The 25358-nt window shown below is 68.0% G+C and carries 25 protein-coding genes; 8 read left to right on the forward strand and 17 right to left on the reverse strand.

Features of this window, described 5'->3' with window-relative positions; translation table 11 throughout:
• Positions 1–6: 6 nt before the first annotated feature.
• Positions 7–573, reverse strand: coding sequence for an RNA 2',3'-cyclic phosphodiesterase (thpR, locus tag MPLG2_RS06070; protein WP_158680913.1), 567 nt, complete (start codon positions 571–573; stop codon positions 7–9).
• A 75-nt stretch (positions 574–648) separates the two neighbouring features.
• Here thpR and MPLG2_RS06075 point away from each other — a divergent pair, with 75 nt between their 5' ends.
• The 3 genes from MPLG2_RS06075 to MPLG2_RS06085 all read left to right on the forward strand — a co-directional run bounded on the left by MPLG2_RS06075 (position 649) and on the right by MPLG2_RS06085 (position 2980).
• Positions 649–1116 carry a GatB/YqeY domain-containing protein gene (locus tag MPLG2_RS06075; protein ID WP_105185367.1) on the forward strand — a complete coding sequence of 156 codons (468 nt, stop codon included), beginning with the start codon at positions 649–651 and terminating at the stop codon, positions 1114–1116.
• A 217-nt stretch (positions 1117–1333) separates the two neighbouring features.
• A complete protein-coding gene (locus tag MPLG2_RS06080) occupies positions 1334–2278 on the forward strand; it encodes a polysaccharide deacetylase family protein (protein WP_105185368.1) in 945 nt (314 codons plus the stop codon).
• 54 nt (positions 2279–2332) lie between these two features.
• Positions 2333–2980 (forward strand): hypothetical protein, encoded by a 648-nt coding sequence (locus MPLG2_RS06085; RefSeq protein ID WP_158680914.1) that lies wholly within the window; start codon positions 2333–2335, stop codon positions 2978–2980.
• 113 nt (positions 2981–3093) lie between these two features.
• Here the strand turns inward: MPLG2_RS06085 and dhaL are convergent, their stop codons facing one another.
• Positions 3094–3726: a dihydroxyacetone kinase subunit DhaL gene (dhaL, locus tag MPLG2_RS06090; RefSeq protein ID WP_105185370.1), complete on the reverse strand. Its 633-nt coding sequence runs from the start codon at positions 3724–3726 to the stop codon at positions 3094–3096.
• 4 nt (positions 3727–3730) lie between these two features.
• Positions 3731–4723 (reverse strand): dihydroxyacetone kinase subunit DhaK, encoded by a 993-nt coding sequence (locus MPLG2_RS06095; RefSeq protein ID WP_105185371.1) that lies wholly within the window; start codon positions 4721–4723, stop codon positions 3731–3733.
• Between the two features lie 267 nt (positions 4724–4990).
• On the opposite strand from MPLG2_RS06095, the gene MPLG2_RS06100 reads away from it, so the two are divergent.
• Positions 4991–5479 (forward strand): GNAT family N-acetyltransferase, encoded by a 489-nt coding sequence (locus MPLG2_RS06100; RefSeq protein ID WP_105185372.1) that lies wholly within the window; start codon positions 4991–4993, stop codon positions 5477–5479.
• Positions 5480–5641: 162 nt separating this feature from the next.
• On the opposite strand, the gene MPLG2_RS06105 is transcribed toward MPLG2_RS06100, so the two are convergent.
• The 5 genes from MPLG2_RS06105 to MPLG2_RS06125 form a co-directional block, all read right to left on the reverse strand.
• Positions 5642–6655, reverse strand: coding sequence for an ABC transporter substrate-binding protein (locus MPLG2_RS06105; RefSeq protein ID WP_105185373.1), 1014 nt, complete (start codon positions 6653–6655; stop codon positions 5642–5644).
• 20 nt (positions 6656–6675) lie between these two features.
• On the reverse strand, positions 6676–7569 hold the full coding sequence (locus tag MPLG2_RS06110) for an ABC transporter ATP-binding protein (protein WP_105185374.1): 894 nt from the start codon (positions 7567–7569) through the stop codon (positions 6676–6678).
• Positions 7566–8621, reverse strand: a complete 1056-nt coding sequence (locus MPLG2_RS06115; RefSeq protein WP_197710101.1) for a FecCD family ABC transporter permease — start codon at positions 8619–8621, stop codon at positions 7566–7568. Before MPLG2_RS06115 ends, MPLG2_RS06110 begins: the two co-directional genes overlap by 4 nt.
• On the reverse strand, positions 8618–9634 hold the full coding sequence (locus MPLG2_RS06120; RefSeq protein WP_197710102.1) for a FecCD family ABC transporter permease: 1017 nt from the start codon (positions 9632–9634) through the stop codon (positions 8618–8620). The genes MPLG2_RS06115 and MPLG2_RS06120 overlap by 4 nt, the downstream gene beginning before the upstream one ends.
• 172 nt (positions 9635–9806) lie before the next feature.
• The gene (locus MPLG2_RS06125) at positions 9807–11078 is read right to left on the reverse strand and encodes an LssY C-terminal domain-containing protein (RefSeq protein ID WP_231935857.1); all 1272 of its coding nucleotides are present in this window, start codon (positions 11076–11078) and stop codon (positions 9807–9809) included.
• A 177-nt stretch (positions 11079–11255) separates the two neighbouring features.
• Here MPLG2_RS06125 and MPLG2_RS06130 point away from each other — a divergent pair, with 177 nt between their 5' ends.
• Positions 11256–13016, forward strand: a complete 1761-nt coding sequence (locus MPLG2_RS06130) for a DEAD/DEAH box helicase (protein ID WP_231935859.1) — start codon at positions 11256–11258, stop codon at positions 13014–13016.
• Between the two features lie 246 nt (positions 13017–13262).
• On the opposite strand, the gene MPLG2_RS06135 is transcribed toward MPLG2_RS06130, so the two are convergent.
• The gene (locus MPLG2_RS06135) at positions 13263–14219 is read right to left on the reverse strand and encodes an alpha/beta fold hydrolase (RefSeq protein ID WP_158680915.1); all 957 of its coding nucleotides are present in this window, start codon (positions 14217–14219) and stop codon (positions 13263–13265) included.
• A gap of 283 nt (positions 14220–14502) precedes the next feature.
• Between MPLG2_RS06135 and MPLG2_RS06145 the strand changes: the two genes are divergently transcribed.
• The 3 genes from MPLG2_RS06145 to MPLG2_RS06155 all read left to right on the forward strand — a co-directional run bounded on the left by MPLG2_RS06145 (position 14503) and on the right by MPLG2_RS06155 (position 16824).
• On the forward strand, positions 14503–14814 hold the full coding sequence (locus MPLG2_RS06145) for an SHOCT domain-containing protein (protein ID WP_105185378.1): 312 nt from the start codon (positions 14503–14505) through the stop codon (positions 14812–14814).
• 64 nt (positions 14815–14878) lie between these two features.
• Positions 14879–15643: a helical backbone metal receptor gene (locus MPLG2_RS06150; RefSeq protein ID WP_105187509.1), complete on the forward strand. Its 765-nt coding sequence runs from the start codon at positions 14879–14881 to the stop codon at positions 15641–15643.
• A 5-nt stretch (positions 15644–15648) separates the two neighbouring features.
• Entirely contained in the window at positions 15649–16824 is a 1176-nt protein-coding gene (locus tag MPLG2_RS06155; RefSeq protein ID WP_105187510.1) for an MFS transporter, read from the forward strand.
• A gap of 50 nt (positions 16825–16874) precedes the next feature.
• Here the strand turns inward: MPLG2_RS06155 and MPLG2_RS06160 are convergent, their stop codons facing one another.
• Genes MPLG2_RS06160 through MPLG2_RS06195 form a run of 8 tightly spaced genes read right to left on the reverse strand, consistent with a single transcriptional unit; the run spans position 16875 to position 25355 of the window.
• Positions 16875–17930, reverse strand: a complete 1056-nt coding sequence (locus MPLG2_RS06160) for a LacI family DNA-binding transcriptional regulator (protein ID WP_105185379.1) — start codon at positions 17928–17930, stop codon at positions 16875–16877.
• 25 nt (positions 17931–17955) lie between these two features.
• Entirely contained in the window at positions 17956–18141 is a 186-nt protein-coding gene (locus MPLG2_RS06165; protein WP_105185380.1) for a twin-arginine translocase TatA/TatE family subunit, read from the reverse strand.
• Positions 18142–18199: 58 nt separating this feature from the next.
• Positions 18200–19561 carry a GH1 family beta-glucosidase gene (locus MPLG2_RS06170; protein WP_105187511.1) on the reverse strand — a complete coding sequence of 454 codons (1362 nt, stop codon included), beginning with the start codon at positions 19559–19561 and terminating at the stop codon, positions 18200–18202.
• Positions 19561–20436 carry an ABC transporter ATP-binding protein gene (locus MPLG2_RS06175; protein WP_105185381.1) on the reverse strand — a complete coding sequence of 292 codons (876 nt, stop codon included), beginning with the start codon at positions 20434–20436 and terminating at the stop codon, positions 19561–19563. Before MPLG2_RS06175 ends, MPLG2_RS06170 begins: the two co-directional genes overlap by 1 nt.
• Positions 20433–21461, reverse strand: a complete 1029-nt coding sequence (locus tag MPLG2_RS06180; protein WP_231935862.1) for an ABC transporter ATP-binding protein — start codon at positions 21459–21461, stop codon at positions 20433–20435. Before MPLG2_RS06180 ends, MPLG2_RS06175 begins: the two co-directional genes overlap by 4 nt.
• Positions 21458–22504: an ABC transporter permease gene (locus tag MPLG2_RS06185; RefSeq protein ID WP_105185383.1), complete on the reverse strand. Its 1047-nt coding sequence runs from the start codon at positions 22502–22504 to the stop codon at positions 21458–21460. Before MPLG2_RS06185 ends, MPLG2_RS06180 begins: the two co-directional genes overlap by 4 nt.
• A 1-nt stretch (position 22505) precedes the next feature.
• On the reverse strand, positions 22506–23513 hold the full coding sequence (locus MPLG2_RS06190) for an ABC transporter permease (RefSeq protein ID WP_105185384.1): 1008 nt from the start codon (positions 23511–23513) through the stop codon (positions 22506–22508).
• Positions 23514–23543: 30 nt separating this feature from the next.
• Positions 23544–25355, reverse strand: coding sequence for an ABC transporter substrate-binding protein (locus MPLG2_RS06195; RefSeq protein WP_105185385.1), 1812 nt, complete (start codon positions 25353–25355; stop codon positions 23544–23546).
• Positions 25356–25358: the final 3 nt, after the last annotated feature.

Here is a 25358-nt window from a genome sequence, read left to right on the forward strand (position 1 = left end):
CTCGGCTCAATCGGTGCGTGGACGGCCGTCGAGCCCCACGCTCTGCAACACCCGGTAGTCGGGGCCGCTGCGATGCAGTTCGGAGCGCATCAGCACGAAGCCGGCCACCTCGAAGCTGAGTCGCGGAAAGCTGCTCACCACGGTCAGCCAGCGGGTCAGCGGGGCCGGCCGCCGGGTGCGCGCCAAAGTCAGGTGCGGCACGTGTTTGGCGTTGTCCGCCGGCACACCGACGCGGTCGGCGGCGGTGCGCACGCGGCGGCTCAGGGCGCCCAGTTCGTCCGAGCCGTCGGTGACGCCCTGGTACAGCACCCGCGCCTTGGACGGGTTGGGAAAGGTGCCGGCGCCGTCCAGAGTGAGGGTGAAGGGCGTTCCGTGGACGTTGCCGAGTGCCTGCTGCAGAGGCTCGAGGCGGTCGTCGGTGACGTCGCCGAAGAACCCCAGCGTGAGGTGCCAGTGGTGGCGTCCCGCCCAGCGCAGGTTCGGGTCGGCGTCGCGACGGGGCTCGACGCAGGCGTCCAGGGCGTCCAGTACGGCAGGGGGCGGCACGACGGCGGCGAACAGGCGCATGGTCATCGCTTCGCAGCCTACGGCAGGGGCCCCGACGCGCAGGTGCGACAATGGAGCGTTACCCGAAAGGACGCACATCACATGGCTGCGATCAAGACCCGCCTCAAGACCGACCTGGTGGCGGCGCTGAAGGCACACGACGAGGCCCGCAAGTCGACCGTACGCATGGCGCTGGCCGCCATCGCCAACGAAGAGGTCGCCGGCAAGGCGGCCCGCGAGTTGAGCGACACCGAAGAGCAGACGGTGCTGGCCCGTGAGGTGAGCAAGCGTAAGGACTCGGCCGAGGCCTACACCAGCGGCAACAGGCCCGAACTGGCCGAGAAAGAGCTGGCCGAGGCCGCGATTCTGGCCGAATACCTGCCGCAGCAACTCACCGAGGCCGAGATCGCGGCGATCGTCGACGAAGAGGTGGCGGCGGTGACCGCGACGCTCGGCGACAAGCCGTCGATGAAGCAGATGGGTCTGGTGATGAAGGCGGTCACGCCACGCATCGCCGGCCGCGGCGACGGCAAGGTGGCCGCCGGGTTGGTGCGTGCCGCCCTGGCCTGAGCCAAAAGGAGAACCGTCCCCTGAGCCAAAAGGAGAACCGTCCCTGGCGTTCAGGGGACGGTTCTCCTTTTGGCTCACCCCGCGGCGCGAGCAGCCGTGCCGGGACGACGCGACGCTAGAGGTGAGGTTGAGGGTGAGCGAGTCGTGCCCTGAACGATCGCGGAGCCGCGTTAGCCTCTGATTCGGGCCGGCGCGGCCCGGGCTCAGGGGGCGAACGGTGTCGGGTCGACGGTGGGTGGTCAAGGCGGCGGTGCCGCTGCTGATTCTCGGCGTAGCAATCGGCACGCTGCGCGCCGGGGCCGAAACCAGTGAGCGCACAGGCCCGCCGTCGGCTACGGCGGCCAAAGCCAAGGCGCAAGCGGGCGTGTCGGGCAAGAAGAAGAAGGACCCCACCGCTGAGAAGCCTGCCACCGACAGCGGCGCGACGACCACGAAGCGGCGCACCAGCGACCGCGCGGAGACCGGCAAGCAACCCGCCACGGTCACCAAGAAGAAGGCCACGCAGGCCACGACGGAGCCGAAGAAGCCCACTGACAAGCAGGCCTCGAAACCGTCACGCCGCGGCTACTGGAACTCGTACGGCCCCAACACCACCCGCCGCGTGGTGCTCAGCTTCGACGACTGCCCCGCCAGCCGCGCGGCGTTTCGCACGGTGATCGACGGCGCGCAGCGGCTGGGCATCGCGCTGATGCTGTTTCCGACCGGCGTCTGCGTGCGTGCCGGGCTGTTCTCGCCCGCCTATGCGCGAGCCCACGGCCACTACGTGTTCAACCACTCGATCAGCCACCCCGACCTGGCCCGGTTGTCGTACCAGGCGGTGCTGGCCCAACTGGGCGCCCCCGGCATTCAGTCGAGCTACGGACGTCCGCCGTTCGGCTCGTACAACGCCACCGTCGCGCGTGCCTATGCCGCCAAGGGCATGAGAATCTGGACGTGGAGTCTCGACACCAACGATTGGCGGGGGCTCTCGCAGCAGGCCGTGGTCAGCCGCGTCGTCCGTCATGCCACCACGGGCGGCACCGTGTTGATGCACATGCAATGGCACGGCTTCGCGGTGTCTGCGCTGGCCCAGATGAAGGTGGGCCTCGCCGAACGTGGCCTGGGCGTCTGCCGCAACTTCAGCGCCACCACTGCGGAGCGATCCCGCTCCGTTCGGTGCTGATCATCCCGCCTTGTGGGGTACCGCGAAAGCGGCTGCGGCCGTAGGGTCGGGCGCATGAAGCGCCTGGTGCCATTGTTGCTGCTGTTGAGTGCCTGCACAGTCGGGCAACCCAACGCCTCAAGTCCTCCGCCGACGCCCGAGACCACGCTCAGTGCGTCACCCTCGCCATCGCCCAGCGAGAGCGACACGATGTCGACCAGCGCCAGCCCGTCCGATTCGCAGACCACGGACGTGAGCGCGTCGCCGTCCGCCACCGACGGCAGCACGTCGGCCTCGCCGAGCAGCACCACCACCGGCTCGGCGGGTAGCTTTCGCGCGCCCGGTGAGGTGCTCGATCTGAACGGCGAGGTGACCATCACCGTGCTCGATAGCAAGCGAGCCAAGGTCAACGGTCACCGCGGCAACCAGGTTCTGGCCATGGTGAAGACCTGCAACGTGTCGGCGGCTTCCGGCATCGAGCTGACTTGGGACACCTGGGTGCTGCTCGGCCCCGACAGCGAGGAGTACCCGGCCAGCACCGTCCGCGGCAACGCTGAGCCAACCCCCGCCTACCCCAACGGCGAAGGCCGGCTGTACAAGCCCGGTCAGTGCGCGAAGGGTTGGATCGTGTTCGACGTGCCCTCGGGCGCGCAGCTCTCGGGCGTGCGGTACATGAACAGCCTGGGTGACTCGGCGCAGTGGCGGGTCAGCGCCAGCGTGTGAGTCGCGGCCTTCGCCTGGCGGTTTTGAGATCCCGGCGTCCGCCGGGATGACAACGACGGGCCTCCGTATTGATGAACCGTTGCGTCATCCCGGCCGACGCCGAGAACCTTCCGTCAGCCCTTGAGTTCGTCCAGCAGGCAGTTCATGAGCATCCACGACGACTGTGAACCGGGGTCTCGGTGGCCGACCGACCGCTCGCCCAACCGCATCGCCCGCCCCTTCTTGGCCACCAGCGGAATGGTGTCGTCCGAGCCCTGCCGCATGCGATCGACGAACGCGGTGAGCGCCGCCTGCGGGTCGGCGGCATCGGCCGCTTCCAGCACGTCCAGGCCCGGCAGGTAGCTGTCGAGCATGGTCTTGTCGCCCAGTTCGGCCTTGCCGCGCTGCTGAATCGAGTCGACGCCGGCCCGCAGCATGCGCCGCAGGTCGTCGAAGCTCACCTCACTCTGGCCCGCCACCTCGGCGCCGGCCTTCATGAAGAAGCTGCCGTACAGCGGGCCCGAGGCACCCCCCACCTTGCGCAGCAGCGTCATGCCGACCAGCTTGAACAGGCCGGCCACGTCGGTGTCGTCGGGCAGCGCGTCCAACTGCTTGACCACCTCGCGAAACCCGATGCTCATGTTGATGCCGTGGTCGCCGTCGCCGATATCGCCGTCGAGCTTCGTCCACTCGTCACGATGCTCTTCGGCGGTGGCCGCCATGCGGCGGAACGCGCCCACGAAGTAGCCGCGATCGAAGTCGGCCATCGCCTCAGCCCTGCTTCAGGTACGGCGCGTCGAAGGGGGCGTTCAGCCAGGCCTCGAGTTCGTCGTCGAGCCGCACCAGGGTGACGCCCATGCCGATCATGTCCATGCTGGTGGCGTAGTTGCCGACCATCGACTTGGCGATGGTGACACCCTTCTCGGTGAGCACGTCGTGCACGCGGCGGTAGCAGATGTACTGGTCCATCAGCGGCAGGCCGCCCAGGCCGTTGATCATCACAGCGACCCGTTCGCCGCTCTGCAGATTCATGTCGGGCAGCACGATGCCGAGAATCTCGTCCATCACCGCGTCGGCCGGTTCGAGCTTCTTGCGCTCGATGCCGGGCTCGCCGTGAATGCCCATGCCGACCTCCATGTCGTCGGGGCCGATGTCGAAGATCGGCTTGCCGGTGACCGGAAGGGTGGAGGACGACAGGGCGACGCCCATCGAGTAGGTGTTGTCGTTGGCCTTCTCGGCGGCCGCCTTGACGGTTGCCAGGTCGGCGCCGGTGTTCGCGACGGCGCAGGCGGCCATCAGCACGATCACGTCGCCGGCCACGCCGCGGCGATCGGCCCGGTCTTTGGCCGAGTAGACGTCGTCGGTGATCAGCACGGTCTCGACCGTGATGCCGTCGTCGGCGGCCATTTCGGCGCCCATGTCGAAGTTCAGCACGTCGCCCTGGTAGTTGCCGTACAGATACAGGCAGCCCTTGCCCTGGTCGACGGCGGTGACCGCGTCGTAGCACGCGATCGGGTCGGGCGAGGTGTTCACGTTGCCGATCACCGCGGCGTCGGCGACTCCCTCACCGACATAGCCCAGAAACAGCGGCTCGTGGCCGCTGCCACCACCGAAGATGATGCCCACCTTGGGTTGGGGGCTCAGCGTCGTGCGCACCACGACGCGCTCGTTGTCGGCCAGCTTCACCACGTCGCCGTGCGCCTTCACGTAGCCGTCGAGCAGTTCCTCGACGGCGTCGTAGCCGTCGTTGAGCAGTCGTTTCATGGGGTCGTCCTCTCATCGTGCGCGACTGTGCGCCAAGCCGACTGCGGGCCTCGGTTTGCGGGCACTGCGTCGGGCCACCGAACCTGGGTTGCAACACCCTGGTGCGTCGTGCGAAGCACAGGGTGCGACCGCCTCATTATCGCAGGTGATCACGCCGACAACGAGGGGTTGGCCACGAAATCATCACCCAAACTCACAAACAAACAGCGTGATTGTGACCTGTAGCGATAAGCCGTACAGCCTCGTCGCGCTCGTTAGGGTGCTGTCATGCTGATCCGAGCGGCACAGCCGTCCGATCTCGCGGCCGTCGCGGCCATCTATGCCCACGAAGTCGAGCAGGGCACGGCCACCTTCGACACCACTCCCCCTGACCAGAGCAGCTGGGAACACAAGGCGTCCGACACCACACCGGGGCATCACCTGCTGGTGGCCGTGCAGGACGACAGGGTGCTGGGCTTCGCCTACAGCGTGACCTACCGGCCGCGCGGAGCGTACGCCCAGACCAAAGAGACCTCCATCTACCTGGCTGAGGGTGCTCAGGGTCGGGGCGTCGGCAGTACCCTGTACGCCGCGTTGCTCGACCGCCTGCGCGACGACGACGTCTACACGGTGATCGCCGTGATCGCCTCACCCAACCCGGCCAGCGCCGCCCTGCACCGTTCGTTGGGCTTCGAGCAGGCCGGTGTGCTGCGCCGAGTCGGCTACAAGTTCGGGCGACGCATCGACACCGAGTTCTGGCAGTTGCTGCTCGACTGAGAACGCGCCACCGGCGAGGGATACCAACCTAACTGCCTTTGTGACACGTAGCTGCCTGCGTGCAGGCAGCTACGTGTCACAAAGGCAGCTACGTCAGAGCCGGCGGACGGGTCCCGACAAGCTCGACCAGCACCTAACGCGAAGCGAAGCCAACCAGCAGGCTCAGGCGACCTTCTTGGCGGACGTGAGGTAGCCCGTCAGCGTGTCCATCGCCGCAGCCTGCGCCGAGTAGTTCATCGCGATGTACGGGTTGGGGTACACCTGCCCGGCCACCAGGGCGGGGTGCTTGGCGAACGTGGCCTGCTTCTTCAGGTCGTCCACCTGGTACCCCTCGACCGACAGCAGAATCACGTCGCCGGTCATCGTCTTGCCGGCGTTCTCCCAGCTGTAGATGTCCCAGTAGTAGTCACCGTCGGGCTTGAGCTCGGTGAGCTTCACCCCGAGGCTCTTGTACAACTGGGTCTGCGGCTCGTCCTCGGGCTTCACCAGGTAGATACCGTCGGCGTCGGCGTACATCTCGGTGACCTCGATGTCGGTCGACTTGGCGGCGGCACTCAGCTTGGCCTCGGCGGCCTCGAAAGTTGCCCTGTCGGCGTCGACCTTGGCCTGGTCGGCACCCAAGGCGAGGGCCAGCTTGGCACCGCTCTCGATCACCTTGATGCCCTCGCCGCCCACCTTGATCGCGACCACCTGCGAGATCGCCTCGATCTTCTTCTGCTGTTCGAGGTCTTTCATGCCGTAGTAGGGCTGGGTGGTGTCGATGGTGCCCTGGCGGTCGCTGGGGTACACACCGGTGACGATCAGGTCGGGTGCCACCTCGGCGAGCGCTTCGAGGTCGATTTCGCCATAGGCGTTGCCCAGAATCGTGACGCCGGTGAGGTCGACGCCGGCGAAGCGGGGATCGGTCTTGACGTCGACCCGGCCGAACACCGCAACCGGCTTGACGCCGTAGCTCATCAGGGTGAGCACCTGATCGGCAAAGCCGGCGACCTTGGTGGGCTTGGTCGGTAGCGTGACGGTCTTGCCGGTGTCGTCGGTGTAGCTCCACTGCCCCGACGACGACTCGCTGGGCGAGGCTGCCGGTGCCGATGCGCCGGCGCCCGAGCTGCAGGCCGCCAGGGTGAACAGACCGACCAGGGCGACGATGAGCCCGCGAAGGTTCTTCTTCAGATTCATGCCTCGAAGGCTAGCCTAACCTAACCGGCCTGGCTTGCCCGTCTGCCCTCGTGGACGTCGCTCCGTGCGTCCGACTGCTCCGAGGCGAGCTCGGTCGAATCGGACTCGGCTGCACCGGCAGTGGTCGGCTCCAGCGGCACCACCATCGGACGCCCCGAGGCGGGGTCGGCGATGACCAGCGCCTCGAGGCCGAACGCCGCGGCCAACACCTCGGGGGTGATCACCTGCCACGGCTCGCCGTCGGCCAGCACCCGGCCCTCGTGCAGCACGACCAGCCGGTCGGAGTAGCGCGCGGCCAGGCTGAGGTCGTGCAGCACCATCACGATGGTGCTGCCCTGGTCGGCGTTGATGCGCCGCACCAGCCGCAGCACCTCGAGCTGGTGGCTGAGATCGAGAAAAGTCGTGGGCTCGTCGAGCAGGATCACCGGGGTGTCCTGCGCCAGCACCAGCGCGATCCAGGCCCGCTGCAACTGACCGCCCGACAGCGAGGTGACGTCACGATCGGCCAGTTCCGTCATGCCGGTGGCGGCCAGGGCGTCGTCGACCAGGCGGGCGTCGTGACCGCTCCAGGGCCGCAGCAGCGTCTGGTGCGGGTGCCGTCCGCGCATCACCAGGTCGCGCACGCTGGTGGCGGCCGGCGTCAGCGGCTTCTGCGGCAGAATCGCCAGCCGACGGGCCACCGCCCGGGCCGACAAGTGCCGCACCGAGGTGCCGCCCAGCTTGATGTGACCTGCGCTGGGGGCGAGCAGCCGTCCGAACGCCTTCAGCAGCGTGGACTTGCCGCAGCCGTTCGCCCCGATGAGCGTGGTGACCGTGCCCGGCTCGATCTGCAGGTCGAGGCCGGTGAACACGGTGTGCCGGTCGTAGCCCAGGGTCACCGTGTCGGCGTGCAGCATCGGCTCGGACGTCGTCATGCGCGCTCCTTGAGGTTGGGTCGGGTGATCAGCCAGATCAGGTACGGCGCGCCGACGATGGCGGTGACCACCCCGACCGGTATCTCGGTGCCCAGCGCGGCCCGTGCCATCACGTCGGCCAGCGTCACCAACGCGGCCCCCACCAGGGCCGATGCAATCAGCGGTGGACGGGCGGTGCGCGCGAGTCGGCGTGCCACCTGCGGCGCGACGAAGGCCACGAACTCCACCGGCCCGGCCGCCGAGACCGCGGCGCTGGTCAGGACCACGGCAGCCACGATCACCAGCGTCCGATGCCGCTGCACCGCAACGCCGAGGCCGGTTGAGAACTCGTCACCGAGCTGGTTGATCTCGAGCGGTGCCGACTGGGTGAGCGCGAACGGCAGCACGATGGCCAGCACCACGGCCAACGGCCAGACGCTGGCCCACGACACCCCCGACAGGCTGCCGACCAGCCATTGGGTGGCGGCGGTGGCCTGGGTGATCTGAGCGCGCACCAGCAGGTAGTTGGTCAGGCCGCTGAGAATGGCGGTGACGCCGATGCCGATGAGGATCAGCCGAAAGCTGTCGACACCCTGCCGCCACGACAATCCGTACACGACGGCCGCCGCCAGCAGGCCGCCGACGGTGGCGACCACGGGTATGCCAAACCCGAGCAGCGATGCGCCCACCGAATAGCCGCCGCCGCCGATCACGATGGCCGTTACGGCGCCCGCCGATGCCCCCGAGGTGACGCCCAGAATGTCTGGCGTGGCCAGCGGGTTGCGCGAGAAGGTCTGGGTGAGGGCTCCGGCCAGGCCGAGGCAGAGCCCCACTCCGATGCCGGCAGCCACCCTGGGCAACCGCAGCTCGAAGACGATGAACTGATACGTGCGACTGCCGGCACCGAGCAGGGTCGTCCAGACGTCGGCGACCCCCATGCGCGACGAGCCGGCCACGATGCCGAAGGTGAGGGCGGCCAGCACCGCGGCCAGGCAGGCCAGGGTGATCCACAACACCCGCGCCCGCCACGGTAGCGCGATGACGCGCAGGTCGACGCCGCGCCGGCCGCTCACAGCGCCGCCAACTTCGTTCGTCGGACGATCACCACGAACGCCACCCCGCCCAGCGTGGCGAGCACCACCCCGACGGGCACCTCGGCCTGGCCGCCGATCACCCGTCCGACCACGTCGCAGGCCAACAGCGTGATGGCGCCCACCAGGCCTGAGGCCGGCAGCAGCCGACAGTGGTTGCCACCCACCAGGGCGCGGCCGATGTGGGGGGCGGTGAGGCCGATGAAGCCGATCGGCCCCGCCAGCGCCACCGCGCTGGCCGTAGTCAGCGTGATGGCGCCCAAGCCGACCAGCCGGGCCCGCCACAGCGTTTCGCCCAGCCCCTGGGCCAGCTCGGTGCCCAAGGTCAGACTGTTGAGCGAACGGACGTTCAGCAGGGCCAGTACCAGGCCGACCGCGGCGACCACGAGAGCCGGCGGCAGTCCGTCCAGCCCGCGACCCGACAGCGAGCCCACCACCCACACCCGGTAGGCCTCGAGTGAGGCGGCGTTGGTGAGCACCAGAAACGAGATCACCGCGCCCAGCAGGGCGCTGACCGCGGTGCCGGCAATGGCCAGCGGCACCGGGTTGGCCAGGTCGCGGCTCAAGGTGGCGATGGCGAACACCAGCACGCTGGCCACCAGGGCGCCGAGCATGGCCAGAAACAGCGACGCGGTCATCGAGTTGTGGCCCAGCACGAACGCGCCCAGCACCACGGCGAGGCTGGCACCCGCCGAGACGCCGAACAGGCCGGGATCGGCCAGCGGGTTGCCGGTCTGGCCCTGCATCACCACGCCCGCCACGCCGAGGCAGAAGCCGACCACGATGCCCAGCAGGGTGCGCGGCACACGCGACCCCCACACCACGGAATCGACGTCCGAGGCCGGGTCGAGCAGGGCCTGCACCACCAGCGCGGGCGAGATCGGGTTGCTGCCCAGCGCCAGGCTGGCCATCAGCACCACAGCCAACCCCAGCGTCAGCGTGGCCGTCGCACTGAGCCGAATCGAGCGCACGGCAGCGAACGCCGGAGCAGACATGTGGTGAGGCTAACCTAAGTGCCGCCCGGGGCCGGCCACGTTCGCAGTCTGAGCCCGAGCTGCGACGCCCGCACCAAACCGCCGCGAGATTACGTCCGATGTGAAGGACGGTTCGCCCCGGACGCCTCACGCGGTGTTCAGATCGGCTGTAGATCCGCGGCGTCCGCACGAATCAGCCGACCACCGTGCCCCGCTTGCCGATGGTGTACTCACGGGCCGAATCGCTCGACAGGCCCAGCAGCACCAGCACGCTGGCCGCCACGGGCAGCAGCCCGGCGTGCAGCATCACCGACGAGCCGGTGGCCAGGCGGGGCAGAATCACGCCGGCCACGCTGATCACGCTGTCGGCGCAGAGCAGCAGCCGCGCCCAGTTGCGGCGGGCCAGGGTGGCGCCGGCCAACAACACGTCGACCAGCCCCGACACCATCAGTGCGACGCCCACGAACACCACGAGGTCGTGACTCACCGGGCCCTGCTCGAGCTCGGCCGCACCGGGCAAGGTGCCGGCGGCGATCGCGAGGCCTGCGACCAGCAGCGAGCCGACTGCGCGCAGAGCCGTCATCGCCACCCCGAACGCGACCGAGACCGGCACGAGCCTGCGCCGCAGGCTCGGCGGTGGCTCGTCGACGGGAGCCACCGACACCGCGGTCAGGTCGATCACCGGCAGGTCGCCGTCGGTGACGATGCGGTCACCGCCCCCGTTGCGGGAGTGATAGCCGGTGGAGAAGTCGCGCAGCACCGTCACTGCCGTGCCGGGCACCGCACTGACACCGCCCACCACGTAGTCGCGCTCTTCGTCGACGTCGTCTTCGATCTTGTGGGTGATCTGAAAGGTGAACAGCGACAGCCCGACGCTGCGATCGAAGGTTCCGGCGGCCAGCCAGTCGACCGCGAACCCGCCGGGCAGCAACCAGCCGGGCGGGCAGCGCCAGAACCGCACATGGTGCCGCTTGGACGGGCTGCCGGCCACCTCTTGCTGATAGCAGAAGTCGTGGCGGCGTCCGAACAGCACCAGCGGGCTGACCGGCGCATTGGGGTAGCTGCGCCGGGCCAGCGTCGAGGCGACGATGCGCCAACTGGTGTACAGGGTCACCGGATCGGCCTTGGCCCAGCCGGCCGCGGTCATGGCCTCGTGCACCTGGTCGGCGGTGCCGCGCAGGGCCAGGTTCACCGGGTCGCCCAGCAGACCGTCGGCGGTGCGGGTTCGTCCGATGAAGTAGTCGGGCACGTAGATCGTGCTCAAGATTCGGTGCAGCCGCGGCAGCACCAGGTAGGCCACCAGCACCCAGAACACGAACACCAGCAGCATCGGCCAGCCGGGCTGAATGCCCTCGCGCAGCGTTTGATAGGCCAGCCACACTGACGCCACCCCGGCCAGCACGAAGAACGCCGTGTCGAGCGTCGCGACCCAGCGCGAGCGTCGGCGGGGTTCGAGGGCTTGCACGAGTGGCCTTTCTCAGGGGTTCGTTCAGCCTAACCGCGGCCCCGGCACGAACAGGCGATCACCCGCCGGTCGCCACGACAGCGGCCGGGCCGTCCCGGTCAATGCGCGCGGGGGTTGGTTGGGGCCCGAACTGCGACGGGTGGGGTGAATCGGGGCCCGTGCCACTACCGTCTGTACGTGACCACAGAAGAACCCGCCTTCGCCGACCTGGGCCTCGACGAGCGGCTGCTCGAAACGTTGGCCGACATCGGTTACGAGAACCCGTCGCCGATTCAGGCCGAGACCATTCCCGCGCTGCTCGCCGGACGTGACGTGGTCGGCCTGGCCCAGACCGGCACAGGCAAGACCGCCGCCTTCGCGCTGCCCATTCTGCAGCGTCTGGAAGGCGGGCAGAAGGCGCCGCAGGGGCTGGTGCTCGCCCCCACGCGAGAACTGGCCCTGCAGGTGTGCGAGGCGTTTCAGACCTACGCCTCGCGGCTGCCCGGCGTGCACGTGCTGCCGGTCTACGGCGGCCAGGGCTACGGGGTGCAACTCAGCGCCCTGGCCCGCGGCGTGCAGGTCGTGGTCGGCACGCCGGGCCGCATCATGGATCACCTCGAGAAGGGCACCCTCGACCTGTCGCACCTGCGTTTTCTGGTGCTCGACGAGGCCGACGAGATGCTCAACATGGGTTTCGCCGACGACGTCGAGACGATTCTGGCCGGCACGCCCGCCGACAAGCAGGTGGCGCTGTTCTCGGCCACCATGCCGCCGGCCATTCGCAAGCTGTCGAAGAAGTACTTGAGCGACCCCGTCGAGGTGATGGTCAAGGGCCGCACCGCGACTGCGGCCAACGTCAAACACCGCTACCTCGTGGTGCCCTACCCGCAGAAGGTGGACGCCCTCACCCGCATTCTCGAGACCGAGAACTTCGAGGGCATGATCGTGTTCGTTCGCACCAAGAACGAGACCGAGACGCTGGCCGAGAAGCTGCGCGCCCGCGGTTTCTCGGCGGCTGCGATCAACGGCGACGTGGTGCAGGCGCAGCGCGAGCGCACGATCAACCAACTCAAGTCGGGTGCGCTCGACATTCTGGTGGCCACCGACGTGGCCGCCCGGGGGCTCGACGTCGACCGCATCAGCCACGTGGTCAACTACGACCTGCCGCTCGACACCGAGTCGTACGTGCACCGAATCGGACGCACCGGCCGCGCCGGTCGCAGCGGCGAGGCCATCTCGTTCGTCACGCCGCGGGAACGCCGGCTGTTGTCGGCCATAGAGCGCGCCACCGGGCAGGCCCTCACCCAGACCCCGGTGCCCACCGCAGACGACGTGAACGCCACCCGGCTGAGCCGTTTCGACGAGGCGATCACCCAAGCGCTGGGTTCGGAGCGGCTGGAGTTCTTCAAGGCCGTGGTCGCACACTACGTGGACGAGTACGACGTGCCCGAACTCGACGTGGCGGCCGCCTTGGCGCTGGCCGCGCAGGGCGAAGAGCCGTTGCTGCTCGAACCCGACCCCGAGCCGAGGGAACGCGAGAGCCGTCCGCAGCGTGGTAACGACGACGCCCTTCGTCCAGACCGACCCGAGCGACGCCAGCGGGGCGACTCTCCCCCACTGGCCACCTACCGCATCGCGGTCGGCAAGCGGCACCGCATCACACCGCGGCACATCGTGGGTGCCCTGGCCAACGAGGGCGGCCTGCGGCGTGAGGAATTCGGCCACATCGACATTCGTCTCGACCACACTCTCGTCGAACTGCCCGCCCACCTGCCGCAGCACGCGTGGGACGCGCTGAAGTCCACCCGCATCTCGGGCACGTTGATCGAGCTCACGCCCGCGCGAGCCGAGAGCCTCGACCGAGACCGGCCGCGCCGCAAACCCGCGGGCGGCGGCTACGGCAAGGGCTCCACGCACCAGCACCGGCAGGGGCACAAGGGCAAGCGCCGCACGTACTGACCTCGGCTGGTCACCACGGCGTTCTTTCGTCATCCCGGCGCACGCCGGAATCTCATGCCCGGCCAAGCGCAGCCTGCCGACAAGTCACCATCGCATCGAGCGAACGGCATCGATTGAGATCCCGGCGTTCGCCGGGATGACAGGGTGCGGGCGGTCGTCATTCCGGCGCACGCCGGAATCTCATCGCACGTTGCTGTCGGTACAGAGTGAGATCCCGGCTTTCGCGGGGATGACGGTAAATGCGCGTCAGGGCTGCTCGGTGACCAGCGGGGGCACCAGCAGTCCCCCGGCCGACGGGTCGCCCACGCCCAGCCCGGCTTCGACGATGACGACCACCTGCTCGGTGGTGCCGGCGTTGGTCGACCAGGGGTCGACGAAGTCGTGGGCCCACTTCAGAGCCGGGTCGATCTTGGCCTCGCCGTAGTAGTCGGACGATCCGGCAAACACGGTGCTGCCGAACGCTCGCGCGGCGTCTTGCCGAACGGCGATGTCGTTCGGGTTGGTGACCAACACCGCACGAGCCAGCCGGTGCCCGACCACCACGCTGCGATCGAACATGGCCTCGGACAGGTGCAGGTACGGCATCACCCCAGGCAGCGGAAAGCCCGGGTAGGCGTACGGGCTGTGGCCCAGATTCGCCTTCACCCGCGGATCCCACCACATGTAGAACCGCGGCACGATGCGCGGGTACTTCACGCACAACCGCACCGCCGGCATCGGAAACCCCTTGGGCGCCACCAACGGCGCGGCGAGCACCACCCGGGTCACCTCAGCACGGGTGGCGGCCGCCCACGCCGCCAGCGTGCCGCCCGCGCTCAGCCCGAAAAGCCACACCTGGTCGCCCAAACCGGCGGCGATGTCGATGCAGGTGTTCACGTGGTCGACGAGCTCGTGCTGGGTCAGTTCGGCTAGCCCCCGGTTCAGCACGTCCGGCAAACCGTGCCGCGGCATGCGCGGCACCAGCACCCGATAGCCGAGCTCGCTCAGCTTCTCGCCCACCGCCGCGAACTGCGACGGCGCGTTGGTGAACCCGTGCCACATCACCAGCGTGATCGCTGCGTCCTCATCGGGCTCGAACAGCCGGGTGCTGGTGTCGTCGGGAATATCGGCGTCCAGGGCGACCAACTGGTCGAACCGGTCGAGCGCGGCCTCGCGTCCAGTCGTCGGATCGCCGGCGGGACGGGGCGGGGCGGCGATGCTCAACCTGCGGCGGAACCAAGGTTCACGCGGTGTGGCCTGGGCGGTCATGGCTGCGGGTCCGTCCGATCTACTCGCCTCGATGATCGCGACCCTAGAGGATCAGCGTCATGGGCGGGTCGTCCACGCGTCCCCCGCAGCCAGCCCACAAGTCTGTTCACTGCGTGTCGAGCCCGAGCCGATACGCCTCCATCAAGAAAGGCCCCTGAAAGCAGTGCCCGAATTCTGGTCAAACCTCGGCAGCATCTTCTGGTACACGCTCACGATCATCGTCTTCGTGTCGTAGCTGATGGTGCTGTTCTCGATCGTCGGTGACATCTTCCGCGATCGCGAGATGTCCGGCGGTCTGCGTGCCGTGTGGATCGTCTGCCTGATCTTCTTCCCCTTCATCACCGCCCTGATCTACCTCATCGTGCGCGGTCGTGGCATGACTGAGCGTGCCGTCGCCCAGGCCGAACGCAACAAGGCGGCCGCCGACGACTACATTCGCTCGGTGGCCGGCAGCCCTGCCGACGAGATCGCGCGGGCGAAGGCCCTGCTGGACGCCGGCACCATCTCGCCTGCCGAGTACGAAGCGCTGAAGGCCAAGGCGCTGGCCTGAGCCACCCGATGCTGCACGGCCGCCGCTACTCACGTCGAGTCGCGGCGGCCGTTAACGTGTGACCATGCGCGACGACCTGCACCACGTGGCCGAGCTGCCCGATCAGGTGCGGCGGGTGGTGTCGTTGGTGCCGTCCCTCACCGAGGCGATCGCGGCCACGCGTCCAGAACTGCTGGTGGGCGCAACCGACTGGTGCACCCACCCCGCCGACCTGGCTGTCACCCGGGTTCGCGGCACCAAGAATCCCGACCTGAACGCCATCGCCCAACTGGCACCAGACCTGGTCGTGGCGAACCATGAAGAGAACCGCAAGCTCGACGTGCAGCGGCTGCGCGACCGGGGCATCACGGTCTGGGTCACGCGCATCGACACCGTCGACGACGCGCTGACCAGCCTGCGCCGGCTGTTCACCGGCCCTCTCGCCACGCCGTACGTGCCCTGGCTCGATGAGGCCGAGGGGGTGTGGTCGGCTCCGCCGCGCCTGCCCGCCCTGACCGTCGCACTGCCGATCTGGCGCCGGCCGTGGATGTGGGTCGGCCCTGACACTTATATCGATGACGTGCTGCGCCGCCTGGGGCTGCGCAACGTGGTCACCGCGCCGCGCTACCCGCATCTCGACCTCGCCGACGTCATGGGCCTGCGACCGGATCTGGTTCTGCTGCCCGACGAGCCGTACGCGTTCTCGTCCGAGGACGGCCCGGACGCGCTGGGCTCGACCCACTCGGTGCTGGTGCCCGGCCGGGCCCTGTCGTGGTACGGCCCGGCGATGGTCGGGGCCCGCGAAGATCTCGAGCGCCGCATCGCAGCGACGGGAGTCTGGGCCCGGTGAGGTCGATGCTCGAGCGTCCGCTGATTCCTTTGGCGTCGCTGTTCTGGGGCCTGCAGTTCGCCTTTCTCAGCCCGTCGCTCGCGCTGATTCTGGTCAGCCTGTACGGTGCGACCCCGGCCGAGGTCGGCTGGGTGCTGGCCTGCTACAACGCCGCCGGGTTCGTGGTGTCGCTGCTGGTGCCGGCCTGGGCCGACCGACAGCGCCAGTACCTGTGGCCGCTGCTGGTGTGCTCGGTGTTGAACCTGGCCCTGACCGTGGCACTCACCCTCGCCACCAGCCTGCCGTGGGTGACCGTCGCGCTGGTCGTGTTCGGCGCACCCGCCGGTGTCGGCATGTCGCTGATCTTCGCGCACCTGGCGCACGGGGGCGCCGCCCCCGCCGACCTGATGAACAATCGCGCGATCGTGTCGTTCGCCTGGGTGGCCGCGCCCCCGATCGCCACCGCCCTGATCGGCTGGTTCGGCCCTGAGTCGGTGCTGCTGGTGATCGCTGCGATCGCGCTCGGCAACGTGGCGATCACGCTGGTGCTGCTGCGCCTGTCTCGCCGACAACCAACACACAGTCGCGACGAACGTCCGGCAGCGAAGGCCGCAGAAATGGGCCATACCCGAGTCGGCGTGGCCGTGATCGTGGTCGCCTTCGTGCTTGTACAGGCCACCAACGCGGCCAGCACGGCCGTGCTCACCCTGTACGTCAGCGTGGGCCTCGGCCTGCCGGTGCTCTGGGCGGGCCTGGCCCTGGCCATCGCCGCCGCCCTCGAGATTCCCGCCCTGATCGGTCTGGGACGGCTCACCGGACGGTTCCCGCTGGTGCGCTTGATGCTGTTCGGTTGCGTGTGCGGCATCGGCTACTACGTGGGCATGGCTCTGGTGCGCGAGCCGTGGGCGCTGCTGGCGTTGCAGGTGCTGAACGCGCTGTTCGTCGCGACCGTCTCGGGTGTCGGCATGACGCTGTTTCAGCAGATCATCGCCGGGCCCGGGTTTGCCACTGGGCTGTACACGATCACCCGGCGGGTGGGCAACATCGCCATCGGCCCGCTGATCGCCATCGCGAGCACCCCGGCGGGTTACCCGGGCATCTTCCTGGCCTGTGCGGTGCTCGCTCTGGTGGGCGGCGCCACCATCGGCGTGGTCGGCCGCCGGGCCGCCCGTAGAGCCGATGGGCTGGGCTCCGCGGACTGACTCACCCGGACGGCGCGCTGGAAGATTGCGGCCTTCGCCGGAATGACGAATCAGTGGTGCGGTGCTGTCTGGACGGCCACCGGTCCGGTCGACGAACGCACCGCCAGCGTGGGGGCCGAGTCGAGGTAGTGCGCCGGCGTTCCGCCCGAGATCAGCTCGGTGAGCCGGCGGGCGGCGTGTGACCCGAACGCCAGCACGTCGTGGCTGAGGGCGGTCAACGACGGGTACGTGTGTTCGCAGAGCACCGAATCGTCCCAGGCGATGATCGACACGTCGCCGGGCACGGCCAGGCCCAACTCGTGCGCCACCCCGAGCCCGGCCACCGCCATCACATCGTTGTCGTAGATCAGCGCGGTGGGCCGGTCGGTGGCCCGCAGCGCCGCCTCGGTGGCCAACCGGCCCGACTCGGGGCCGTAGTCGGCGCGCAGCAGTTGGGCCTCGACGCCGAGCTGCTGGGTGACCGCCAGAAACGCCGAGTCGCGAATTCGGGTGTGCATGAACGCACGAATGCCCGCCACCCGGCCGATGCGCCGGTGCCCCAGGGCGGCGAGGTGCGCCACGGCCTCGCGCATCGAGGTGACGTCGTCGGTCCACACACAACTCAGCCGACCCGCCATGGCGGGGTCGCCCACCACCACCGCGGGCAGGCCGCCCGGCTCGCTGCACCAGGCCACCCGCGGGTCGTCCACGGCGATGTCGACCAGCAGCACCCCGTCGACCCGGCGCTCGGCCCGCCACCGCTTGAGCGTCTCGAGGTCGTCCTCGGGTGAACCCACCACCTGCAGCAGCAACCCGGTCGCCCGCTTGGAGAGCTCGGCCTCTACGCCGGCCAGAAAACGCATATAGAAGGGCTCGATGCTCAGCGTCTGCGGGTCGCGGGCCAGCACCAGACCGTAGGTGTTGGTCTTGGCCTCAGCGAGCGACCGTGCTGCGCTGGCGGGCGCCCAGTTGAGCTCTTCGGCGACCCGCAGAACTCGCTCGCGGGTTTCGTCCGAAACACCTTTGCGGCCGTTCAGCGCGAACGAGACCGCACCGATCGACACTCCTGCACGTTTCGCGATGTCATTGATGGTTACCCGGCGCCCGGGCCGGTTCGTGCTGGTCACGGCGTCCTGCTCGAACGCGGTCGGCTCAGGCCCGGGCGTCGTCCGCGGTGACGTTGTCGGCTACGCCCGGGGCCGCCGAGGTCTCTTCCTTGAAATCGCGAATCGCCTTGCCGGCGTTCTTGCCGAAGTTGGCGAGCCGTGCGCCACCGAAGAGGATCAGCGCCACCACGGCGATGATCACCCACTCCCAGCCTCCAAGATTGGGCAGCATGTGCAGATCTCCTTGTCATTCGGTGCCGGTTCATGGCCGGCACCGCATCAGTTGAGGTTCAGTCAGGCAGGGTTGCGGTGCGCGCCACGTGGCCGTACCAGTCGGCACTGGCCTTCGGCACCCGCCGCAGGTTCGCATCGACGGCGACGAGACCGAACCGTTTGTCGTAGCCGAGGGCCCATTCGAAGTTGTCCATCAGCGACCACGCCAGATAGCCGCGCACGTCGGCGCCCGCCTCGATCGCCTGGTGCACGGCGGTGAGGTGCCGGCGCAGGTAGTCGACCCGCGTGTTCGTGTCGTCGACGTAACCGTCGGCGTCGGGCTGGTCGTCGAACGCCGCCCCGTTCTCGGTGATCACCAACGCCACCTCGGCCGGGCCGGTGTACTCGTCGTGCAGCCAGGTCAGCAGGTCGCGCAGCCCGTCGGGATCGATCTCCCACCCCATCTCGGTCTGCGGCAGGTCACGCACCACCTGCACCGCGTCGGGGGCCGCGATGTGCGGTGTCGGCCCCGCCTCGATCTCGCCCGCCCGAAACACGTTGGTGGTGTAGTAGTTCACGCCCAGCACGTCGATGGGGGTGCTGATCGCGGCCAGATCCCCGTCGACCACGAGGTCGTCGGGCCAGTACTCTGCCAGGTCGTCGCGCACGTCGATCGGGTACTCGCCGTCGATGATCGGCTCGACGAAGAACCGGTTGGCCGTGCCGTTGACCCGGCGGACGACATCGAGGTCAGCCGCCGTGCGCTCGGCCGGAAGGGCCGGGGTGAAGTTCAGCGTGATGCCGAGTTCGGCCTCGGGATCCGCCTCACGCAGTGCCTCAGTGGCCCAGCCGTGGGCCAACAGCAGATGATGCGCGGCCCTGATCGAGTCGGCGATGTCGGTCTGGCCAGGTGCATGCACGCCTGCGGCGTAGCTCAGGAACGACGAGCACCACGGCTCGTTCAGCGTCGTCCAGGTGCGCACCCGGTCGCCCAGCCGGTCGTGCATCGCCATCGCGTAATCGACGAAGCGTTTCGCGGTGTCGCGGTTCGTCCAACCCCCGGGCAGCACGGCCGGCAGGTCCCAGTGGTAGAGGGTGAGCCACGGCTTGATGCCCTTGGCCAGTAACTCGTCGACCAGGCGCGAGTAGAAGTCCATGCCCGCGCTGAGCACCTGGTCACCGTCGAGCACCCGCGGCCACGAGGTCGAGAATCGGTACGTGTCGAGCCCCAGTTTCGCCATCAGTGCGACGTCGTCGGCGTAGCGGTGGTAGTGATCGCAGGCGATATCGGCGTTCTCGCCGTTCACCACCGCGCCGGGCACCCGGCAGAAGACGTCCCAGATCGAGTCCTGCTTGCCGCCCTCGTGCGCGGCGCCCTCGATCTGAAACGCGGACGTGGCGGAGCCGAACAGAAATCCCGGCGGAAAGCGAAGGCCCATCAGGAATCCTTCGCCGGCGGCGGCACGTGGGCCGGTGCGCCGGGTTCCCACGAGCGCGTCTTCAGGCTGCCCTGCAGGTCGGGCACGTCGGCCAGCAGCCGCTTGGTGTAGTCGTGCTGCGGGGTGAAGATCACCTCGTCGGTGGTTCCGTGTTCGACCACCAGGCCGTGCTCCATCACCACCACCTCATCGGCCAGGTAGCAGGCCTGCCCGATGTCGTGGGTGATGAACAGCACGGTGAGGTGCAGGTTGTCGCGCAGCTCCTGCAGCACGTTCAGCACGCTCACCCGCAACGACGCGTCCAGCATCGACGTCGCTTCGTCGGCCAGCAGCACCTTCGGGTTCATCATCAACGCCCGGGCGATCATCACCCGTTGCCGCTGCCCGCCCGACAACTGGTGCGGGTACTTGTGCATGGCGTCGGCCGACTTCAACCCGACATAGCCCAGGCAGGTCTCGATCAACTGGTCTTCGGTGCCCTTGTCGAGCTCGGCCAGCCGAAGGCTGCGCTTGAGCATGTGACCCACGCTGAAGAACTGGTTGAACGACGCGAACGGGTCTTGGAACACCGCCTGCACGTCGCGCCAGTACCGCCGCAACTCAGACCCGCCCAGATTGGTGACGTCTTTGCCCTGGTACGTGATGGTGCCGCTGGTCACGGGCATCAACCGCAGCAGCATGCGGGCCAGGGTCGACTTGCCCGACCCCGACTCGCCCACCACCGCCAGCACCTTGCCGGCGTGAAAGTCGACGCTCACGTTGTCGACGGCGGTGATCGAACCACCGGCCACCTTGAAGGTCTTGGTGACGTCCTTGGCCGACAGCACCGGGGTGCTGTGATCGGCCGCGACGGCCGCAGAAACGATCTCGGTCATGCGTGGGTCACCTCCATCGGAATGGTCTCGCGCGGGTGTTCCTTGGCCCACCAGCACGCGAAGTCGTGGTCGCCCTCGCTGAGCATTTTCGGCTCGGTGGTCGAGCAGACGTCCATGGCGAACTTGCACCGCGGGTGAAAGCGGCAGCCGGACGGGGGGTTGCCCAGGTTGGGCGGCGAACCCGGAATGCCGAGCACGTGCTTGGTGCGGGTGTCTTCGGTCGGGTCGAGCACCGAGCTCAGCAACGCGGCGGTGTAGGGGTGCCGTGCGTTGTTCACCAGGTCTTCGGTGCGCCCGGTCTCGACCACCTTGCCCGCGTACATGATCGCCAGCCGGTCGGTCACCATGCTGAGCACCGGCAGGTCGTGGGTGATGAAGATCACGCCGCGCATGATCTTGGCCTCGACCATCGCCAACAGCATCTCAATGAGCGCCTTCTGGCTCGACACGTCGAGCGCAGAGGTGGGCTCGTCGGCGATCAGCAGGGCCGGGTTCAGCAGCGTCGAGATCACGGTGACCATGCGCTGCTTCATGCCGCCCGACAACTGGTGGGCGTACGAGTCGAGCACCCGGGTGGGCATCTCGAGCATCTTCAACCGATCGGACGCCCGATCCAAGGCGTCGGCCTTGGTGACGCTGCCGTTGTGCGCCCGCATGACGTCGACCACCAGGTCACGAATGCGTAGCGTCGGGCTGATGGCGTTCATCGCGCCCTGCGGCAGCAGCGACACCGTTTCGCCCCGGTAGGGCCGGTGCACCTGGTTGGCGTTCTTCGGCAGCGTCGACAGGTTGATCTCGTTGCCGTCGATCTCGAGCGTGCCCGCCACCACGTACAGCGGCGGGTTCGCGATCATGGCCAACGCGGTGCCGAGCGTGGTCTTGCCACAACCCGACTCCCCCGCCAGGCCGAGGATCTGGCCCTCGGGCAACTCCAGCGTCACGTTGTCGACGGCGGGCACGTCCTGGCCGCTGTCGGCGGCGTAGACCGCGGTGAGGTTGTTCGCCCGCATCAATGACTTCGTCACACGATCACCTCGGTCACACCGGCCGGAGCCTTCATCTCTTCCTCCAGCTTGCGGGCCGCCTCTTCGCGACGTTTGGCCGCCGCAGCCAGGTTCTTCTTCTTGCCGCGCCGCAGGCGTGGGTTGAACACCTCGTCCAACGACGACTGCAGGTACAGCAGGCCGAAGCTGATCAGCGTCAGCACGATGGTCGGGGGCAGGAACGCCCACCAGGCCCCGGTGGCCACCGACTGGAAGGCCAGCGCCCAGTGCAGCTGCATGCCCAGTGAGTTGGTGCCGGACGGGCCGAGGCCCAGCATCGACAGGGTCGACTCGGCCAGAATCGCACTGGCCAGTTGCAGCACCCACGCCATCACCACGTAGCTGGCCAGGTACGGCAGCACGTCTCTGATCAGAATGCCCGGGGTGCGAGCACCCGAGAGCTTGGCCACGTCGATGTGTTCACGGGTCGACACCGAACTGGCCTGCGCACGCACGGCGCGGGCCGTCCAGGGCCATGACGTGATGCCGATCACCAGCGCCAACCCGACGATGCCCTTGAAGAACGGTATGTCGGTGGACTGCAGCGACATCGAGATCAGAATCAGAATGACGATGCTCGGAATGGCCAGCACGATGTTGGTGATGCCCATCAGCAACTCTTCGAGCCACCCGCCGATGTAGCCGGCCACCACGCCGATGCCGACGCCGATGACGGTGGCGAGCGTGCCGGCCAGCAGGCCGTTGATCAGTGAGTTGCGGGTGCTGGCCATCAGCACCGCGACCACGTCGTAACCGAAGTTCTCGGTGCCGAGCCAGTGCGCGGCGCTGGGTGCGTCGTACAGCGACCCGACTTTTTCGTCGGGGCCGTAGGGGTAGAGCAGTGGGCCCACGAAGGCGAGCAGGGCGATCACCACGATGATGCCGAGCGACACCCAGAGACGGGGGCCGAAGTTGAGGTTCATCCAGGCCGGCTTGGCTTTCGCCTTGGGGCCGGGGGTCGGATCGGTCGGTACCAGCGGGCCTTCGGCCTCGGCAGTGACGGCGTTACTGGAGATATTCGTCATGTCACTTCTCCCCGGACTTGGAGGCACGAATGCGCGGGTCGATGAAGCCGTACAGCACTTCGACCATGTAGTTGGCCACCAGCACCGCCACGGTGATGATCAGCGTGACCGCCTGCACCACCGGGTAGTCGTTGGCGGCGATCGCGTTGAAGAGCAGCGTGCCCATGCCGGGGTAGCTGAACACCAACTCGGTGATCAGCGCACCGCCGACCATGGTGCCGATGCTCAACGCCAGGCCGGTGATCTGCGGCAGCATGGCGTTGCGAAAGATGTAGGTGGTCATCTTGGCGTCGCCGATGCCCAGGCTGCGCGAGTAGTTCACGTAGTCGGAGCCGAGTTCGTAGATGGCCATCGAGCGCATGCCGACGGCCTGGCCGCCGATGTTGATCAGCAGCAGCGAGATGAACGGCAGCCACCAGTACTGCAGGGCGTCGGTGAAGAACGCCATGCTCCACTCGGGCGAGTTGCCCAGGCTGTAGGCGCCGCCCGGTGGAAACCAGCCGAGCATGACGGCCAGCACGTACAGCAGAATGATCGACAGGCAGTAGTACGGCATCGAGTTGAACACCAGCGAAGTGGTGAACACCGACTTGTCCCAGGCGCCGCCCTTGTAGGCAGCGACGGCGCCCAGCACGTTGCCGATGATCCAGCCCAGCAGAATGGCCGGAATCTGAAGCACCAGGGTGAACGGCAGGGACTGGGCGATCAGATCGGTGACGGGCGTCGGGTAGAAGGCGAACGACTTGCCCAGATTGCCCTGGAAGATGCTCGTGATGTACGTCACGAACTGATTCCACATGGGCTGGTCCAGACCGAACTCCTTCATGAACTGCTCGTAGATCTGTCGCTGGGCCTCGGAACTGAGGCCGCCCTGGCCCAGCCCCGAGACGATCACGTCGACCGGGTTGCCCGGGATGAGCCGGGGTAGCAGAAAGTTGAGAACCACTGCTACCACCAGCGCACCCAGGTACCAACCGGTCTTGCTCGCCAAGTAGCGCCGCAAGCCCACGGTGCACCTACCTCTGTCGGGCCGGCTTGATCAGCCGGCGATCTTCTGAATCTTGTACATCCAGGTGTTGCCGGCGCCACGGAACATCGGCGGTGCGTAATCGTTGTTCTCGTCGGGCCAGTTGAAGAAGTTGCTGGCGTTGTACTCGTAGAACTCGTCCGGACGGTACATCAGCGGGCACGACGGCACTTCCTTGCGGTAGAGCGCGTCGAGCTTGTCGTAGGCGGCCTTCTTGCCGGCGTCGTCGGTGGCCTGGGCGGCCTCGGTGAGCATGGCCTCGACCTCTGCGTTCTCCCAGCGGCCGTAGTTGGCGAAGGTCGTCTTGCCGATCGGCTGCATCTCGGCCTGGCTCATGATGTCTTTGAACCGCGCCCACGGGGTGGCCGGGTTCACGCCCGAGACGTACCAGCAGGCCAGGTCGAACGTGCCGCCCTGAATCGCCTGGGTGCAGTCGGCCTGCTGGGGGAAGTTGGTCGCGCAGTCGATGCCGATCGCCTTGAGGCTCTTGGCCACGATCTCGCAGGCCGCGTTCCAGTCGGTCCAGCCGGTCGGGGTGATCAGCTTGTACGGGCCGAGGCGGTTGCCGTCGATGGTGTAGATGCCGTCGGAGCCCTTGGTGGCGCCGGCGTCGGTGAGGATCTTCTCTGCGGCGGCGGCGTCGTACTTCCAGCCGTTGGCCTCTGCATCGGACTTGTTGAAGAACTTGCCCTCGGCACCGGTCGGCAGAATCAGGCTCGCCTGCACCGCGTCGGAGTAGCCCGACATGGCCGTGTCGGCGATCGACGCGTAGTCGATGGCGCTGGCGATGGCCTTGCGCACCGCGGCGTTGTCGAGGCCCTTCTTGGTGGTGTTCATCAGCAGCATCGGCATCGAGCCGGGCACGAAGTACGGCTTGCTCTTCAAGAAGGTGCCGACGGGCTTGCCGCCCTCCCACATCTTCCAGATCTGCGACACGAACTGCTGCATGATGTCGAGCTCGCCGGCCTGGAACTTGATGTTGCCGTCTTCGTTGCTCTTGAAGATCGGGTGAATGATCTGCTTCATCACCGGCAGGCCGCCGTAGAAGGTCTTGCCCCAGTAGTTCTCGTTGATCGCGAGTACGACCTGGGTCTGATCGGCCTTCGACAAGGTGAACGGCCCGGTGCCGATCGGCTTGTCGATCACCGTGGTGGGCAGTTTGTCGTCGGCGATGGCCGAGAACACGGCCGCCGGCAGAATGTAGGTCTCGGTGACGGTACGCAGCACCTGACCGACGTTCTTGCTCTTCTGGTTGACCTTGATCACCACGGTCTTGTCGTCGGTGGCCTCGATCGAATCGGCCAGCTGCCAGAAGGCGGAGATCGAGATGCCCTTGTTCTTCTTGCCCAGCTCGTAGGTGGCGACCACGTCCTTGGCGGTGCAGGGGCTGCCGTCGCTGAACGTGATGCCGTCCTGCAGGGTGAGGGTGACGGAGTTGGTGCCGTCGACCTTGTACTCCTTGGCCAGGCCGGGCATGATCTCGCCGGTCAGGATGTTCCAGCGCAGCAGGCTCTCGTAGACGATCTGCATGACGTTGCCCGAGGCCGGCCAGGCGGCGGTGGGCGACAGCGGGTTGAAGGTGGCGGGCGCACCCCACTGGAAGCCGGCGATCAGCAGGCTGTCGGCGGTTGCGCCGGCGCGGCCCTTGCCGACCTGGCCGTTGTTGCCGATGCCCTTCTTCTCGGTCGCGCTCGAGCCCGTGCCTGCGGTGTTGGTGCTCGTCGCGCCACCCGAGCAGGCGGCCAGCGCGAGGCCGCCCACGGCGATGCCGCTGAGCGTGAGGAATGAACGGCGGGACGGAAGTCCGAACACCGGATCTGACATGTG

The organism is Micropruina glycogenica (genome assembly GCF_900289045.1).
Lineage (GTDB): Bacteria > Actinomycetota > Actinomycetes > Propionibacteriales > Propionibacteriaceae > Micropruina > Micropruina glycogenica.

What these genes read in the sequence shown, in the direction of transcription:
- MPLG2_RS06155 (WP_105187510.1), top strand. Translation starts at nt 15,649, where the DNA reads ATGCTCGAGCGTCCGCTGATTCCTTTGGCGTCGCTGTTCTGGGGCCTG.
- dhaL (WP_105185370.1), bottom strand. Translation starts at nt 3,726, where the DNA reads ATGGCCGACTTCGATCGCGGCTACTTCGTGGGCGCGTTCCGCCGCATG.
- MPLG2_RS06110 (WP_105185374.1), bottom strand. Translation starts at nt 7,569, where the DNA reads ATGACGACGTCCGAGCCGATGCTGCACGCCGACACGGTGACCCTGGGC.
- MPLG2_RS06075 (WP_105185367.1), top strand. Translation starts at nt 649, where the DNA reads ATGGCTGCGATCAAGACCCGCCTCAAGACCGACCTGGTGGCGGCGCTG.
- MPLG2_RS06105 (WP_105185373.1), bottom strand. Translation starts at nt 6,655, where the DNA reads ATGAATCTGAAGAAGAACCTTCGCGGGCTCATCGTCGCCCTGGTCGGT.
- MPLG2_RS06100 (WP_105185372.1), top strand. Translation starts at nt 4,991, where the DNA reads ATGCTGATCCGAGCGGCACAGCCGTCCGATCTCGCGGCCGTCGCGGCC.
- MPLG2_RS06095 (WP_105185371.1), bottom strand. Translation starts at nt 4,723, where the DNA reads ATGAAACGACTGCTCAACGACGGCTACGACGCCGTCGAGGAACTGCTC.
- MPLG2_RS06145 (WP_105185378.1), top strand. Translation starts at nt 14,503, where the DNA reads ATGGTGCTGTTCTCGATCGTCGGTGACATCTTCCGCGATCGCGAGATG.
- MPLG2_RS06185 (WP_105185383.1), bottom strand. Translation starts at nt 22,504, where the DNA reads ATGACGAATATCTCCAGTAACGCCGTCACTGCCGAGGCCGAAGGCCCG.
- MPLG2_RS06170 (WP_105187511.1), bottom strand. Translation starts at nt 19,561, where the DNA reads ATGGGCCTTCGCTTTCCGCCGGGATTTCTGTTCGGCTCCGCCACGTCC.
- MPLG2_RS06085 (WP_158680914.1), top strand. Translation starts at nt 2,333, where the DNA reads ATGAAGCGCCTGGTGCCATTGTTGCTGCTGTTGAGTGCCTGCACAGTC.
- MPLG2_RS06165 (WP_105185380.1), bottom strand. Translation starts at nt 18,141, where the DNA reads ATGCTGCCCAATCTTGGAGGCTGGGAGTGGGTGATCATCGCCGTGGTG.
- MPLG2_RS06175 (WP_105185381.1), bottom strand. Translation starts at nt 20,436, where the DNA reads ATGACCGAGATCGTTTCTGCGGCCGTCGCGGCCGATCACAGCACCCCG.
- MPLG2_RS06120 (WP_197710102.1), bottom strand. Translation starts at nt 9,634, where the DNA reads ATGTCTGCTCCGGCGTTCGCTGCCGTGCGCTCGATTCGGCTCAGTGCG.
- MPLG2_RS06150 (WP_105187509.1), top strand. Translation starts at nt 14,879, where the DNA reads ATGCGCGACGACCTGCACCACGTGGCCGAGCTGCCCGATCAGGTGCGG.
- thpR (WP_158680913.1), bottom strand. Translation starts at nt 573, where the DNA reads ATGACCATGCGCCTGTTCGCCGCCGTCGTGCCGCCCCCTGCCGTACTG.
- MPLG2_RS06195 (WP_105185385.1), bottom strand. Translation starts at nt 25,355, where the DNA reads ATGTCAGATCCGGTGTTCGGACTTCCGTCCCGCCGTTCATTCCTCACG.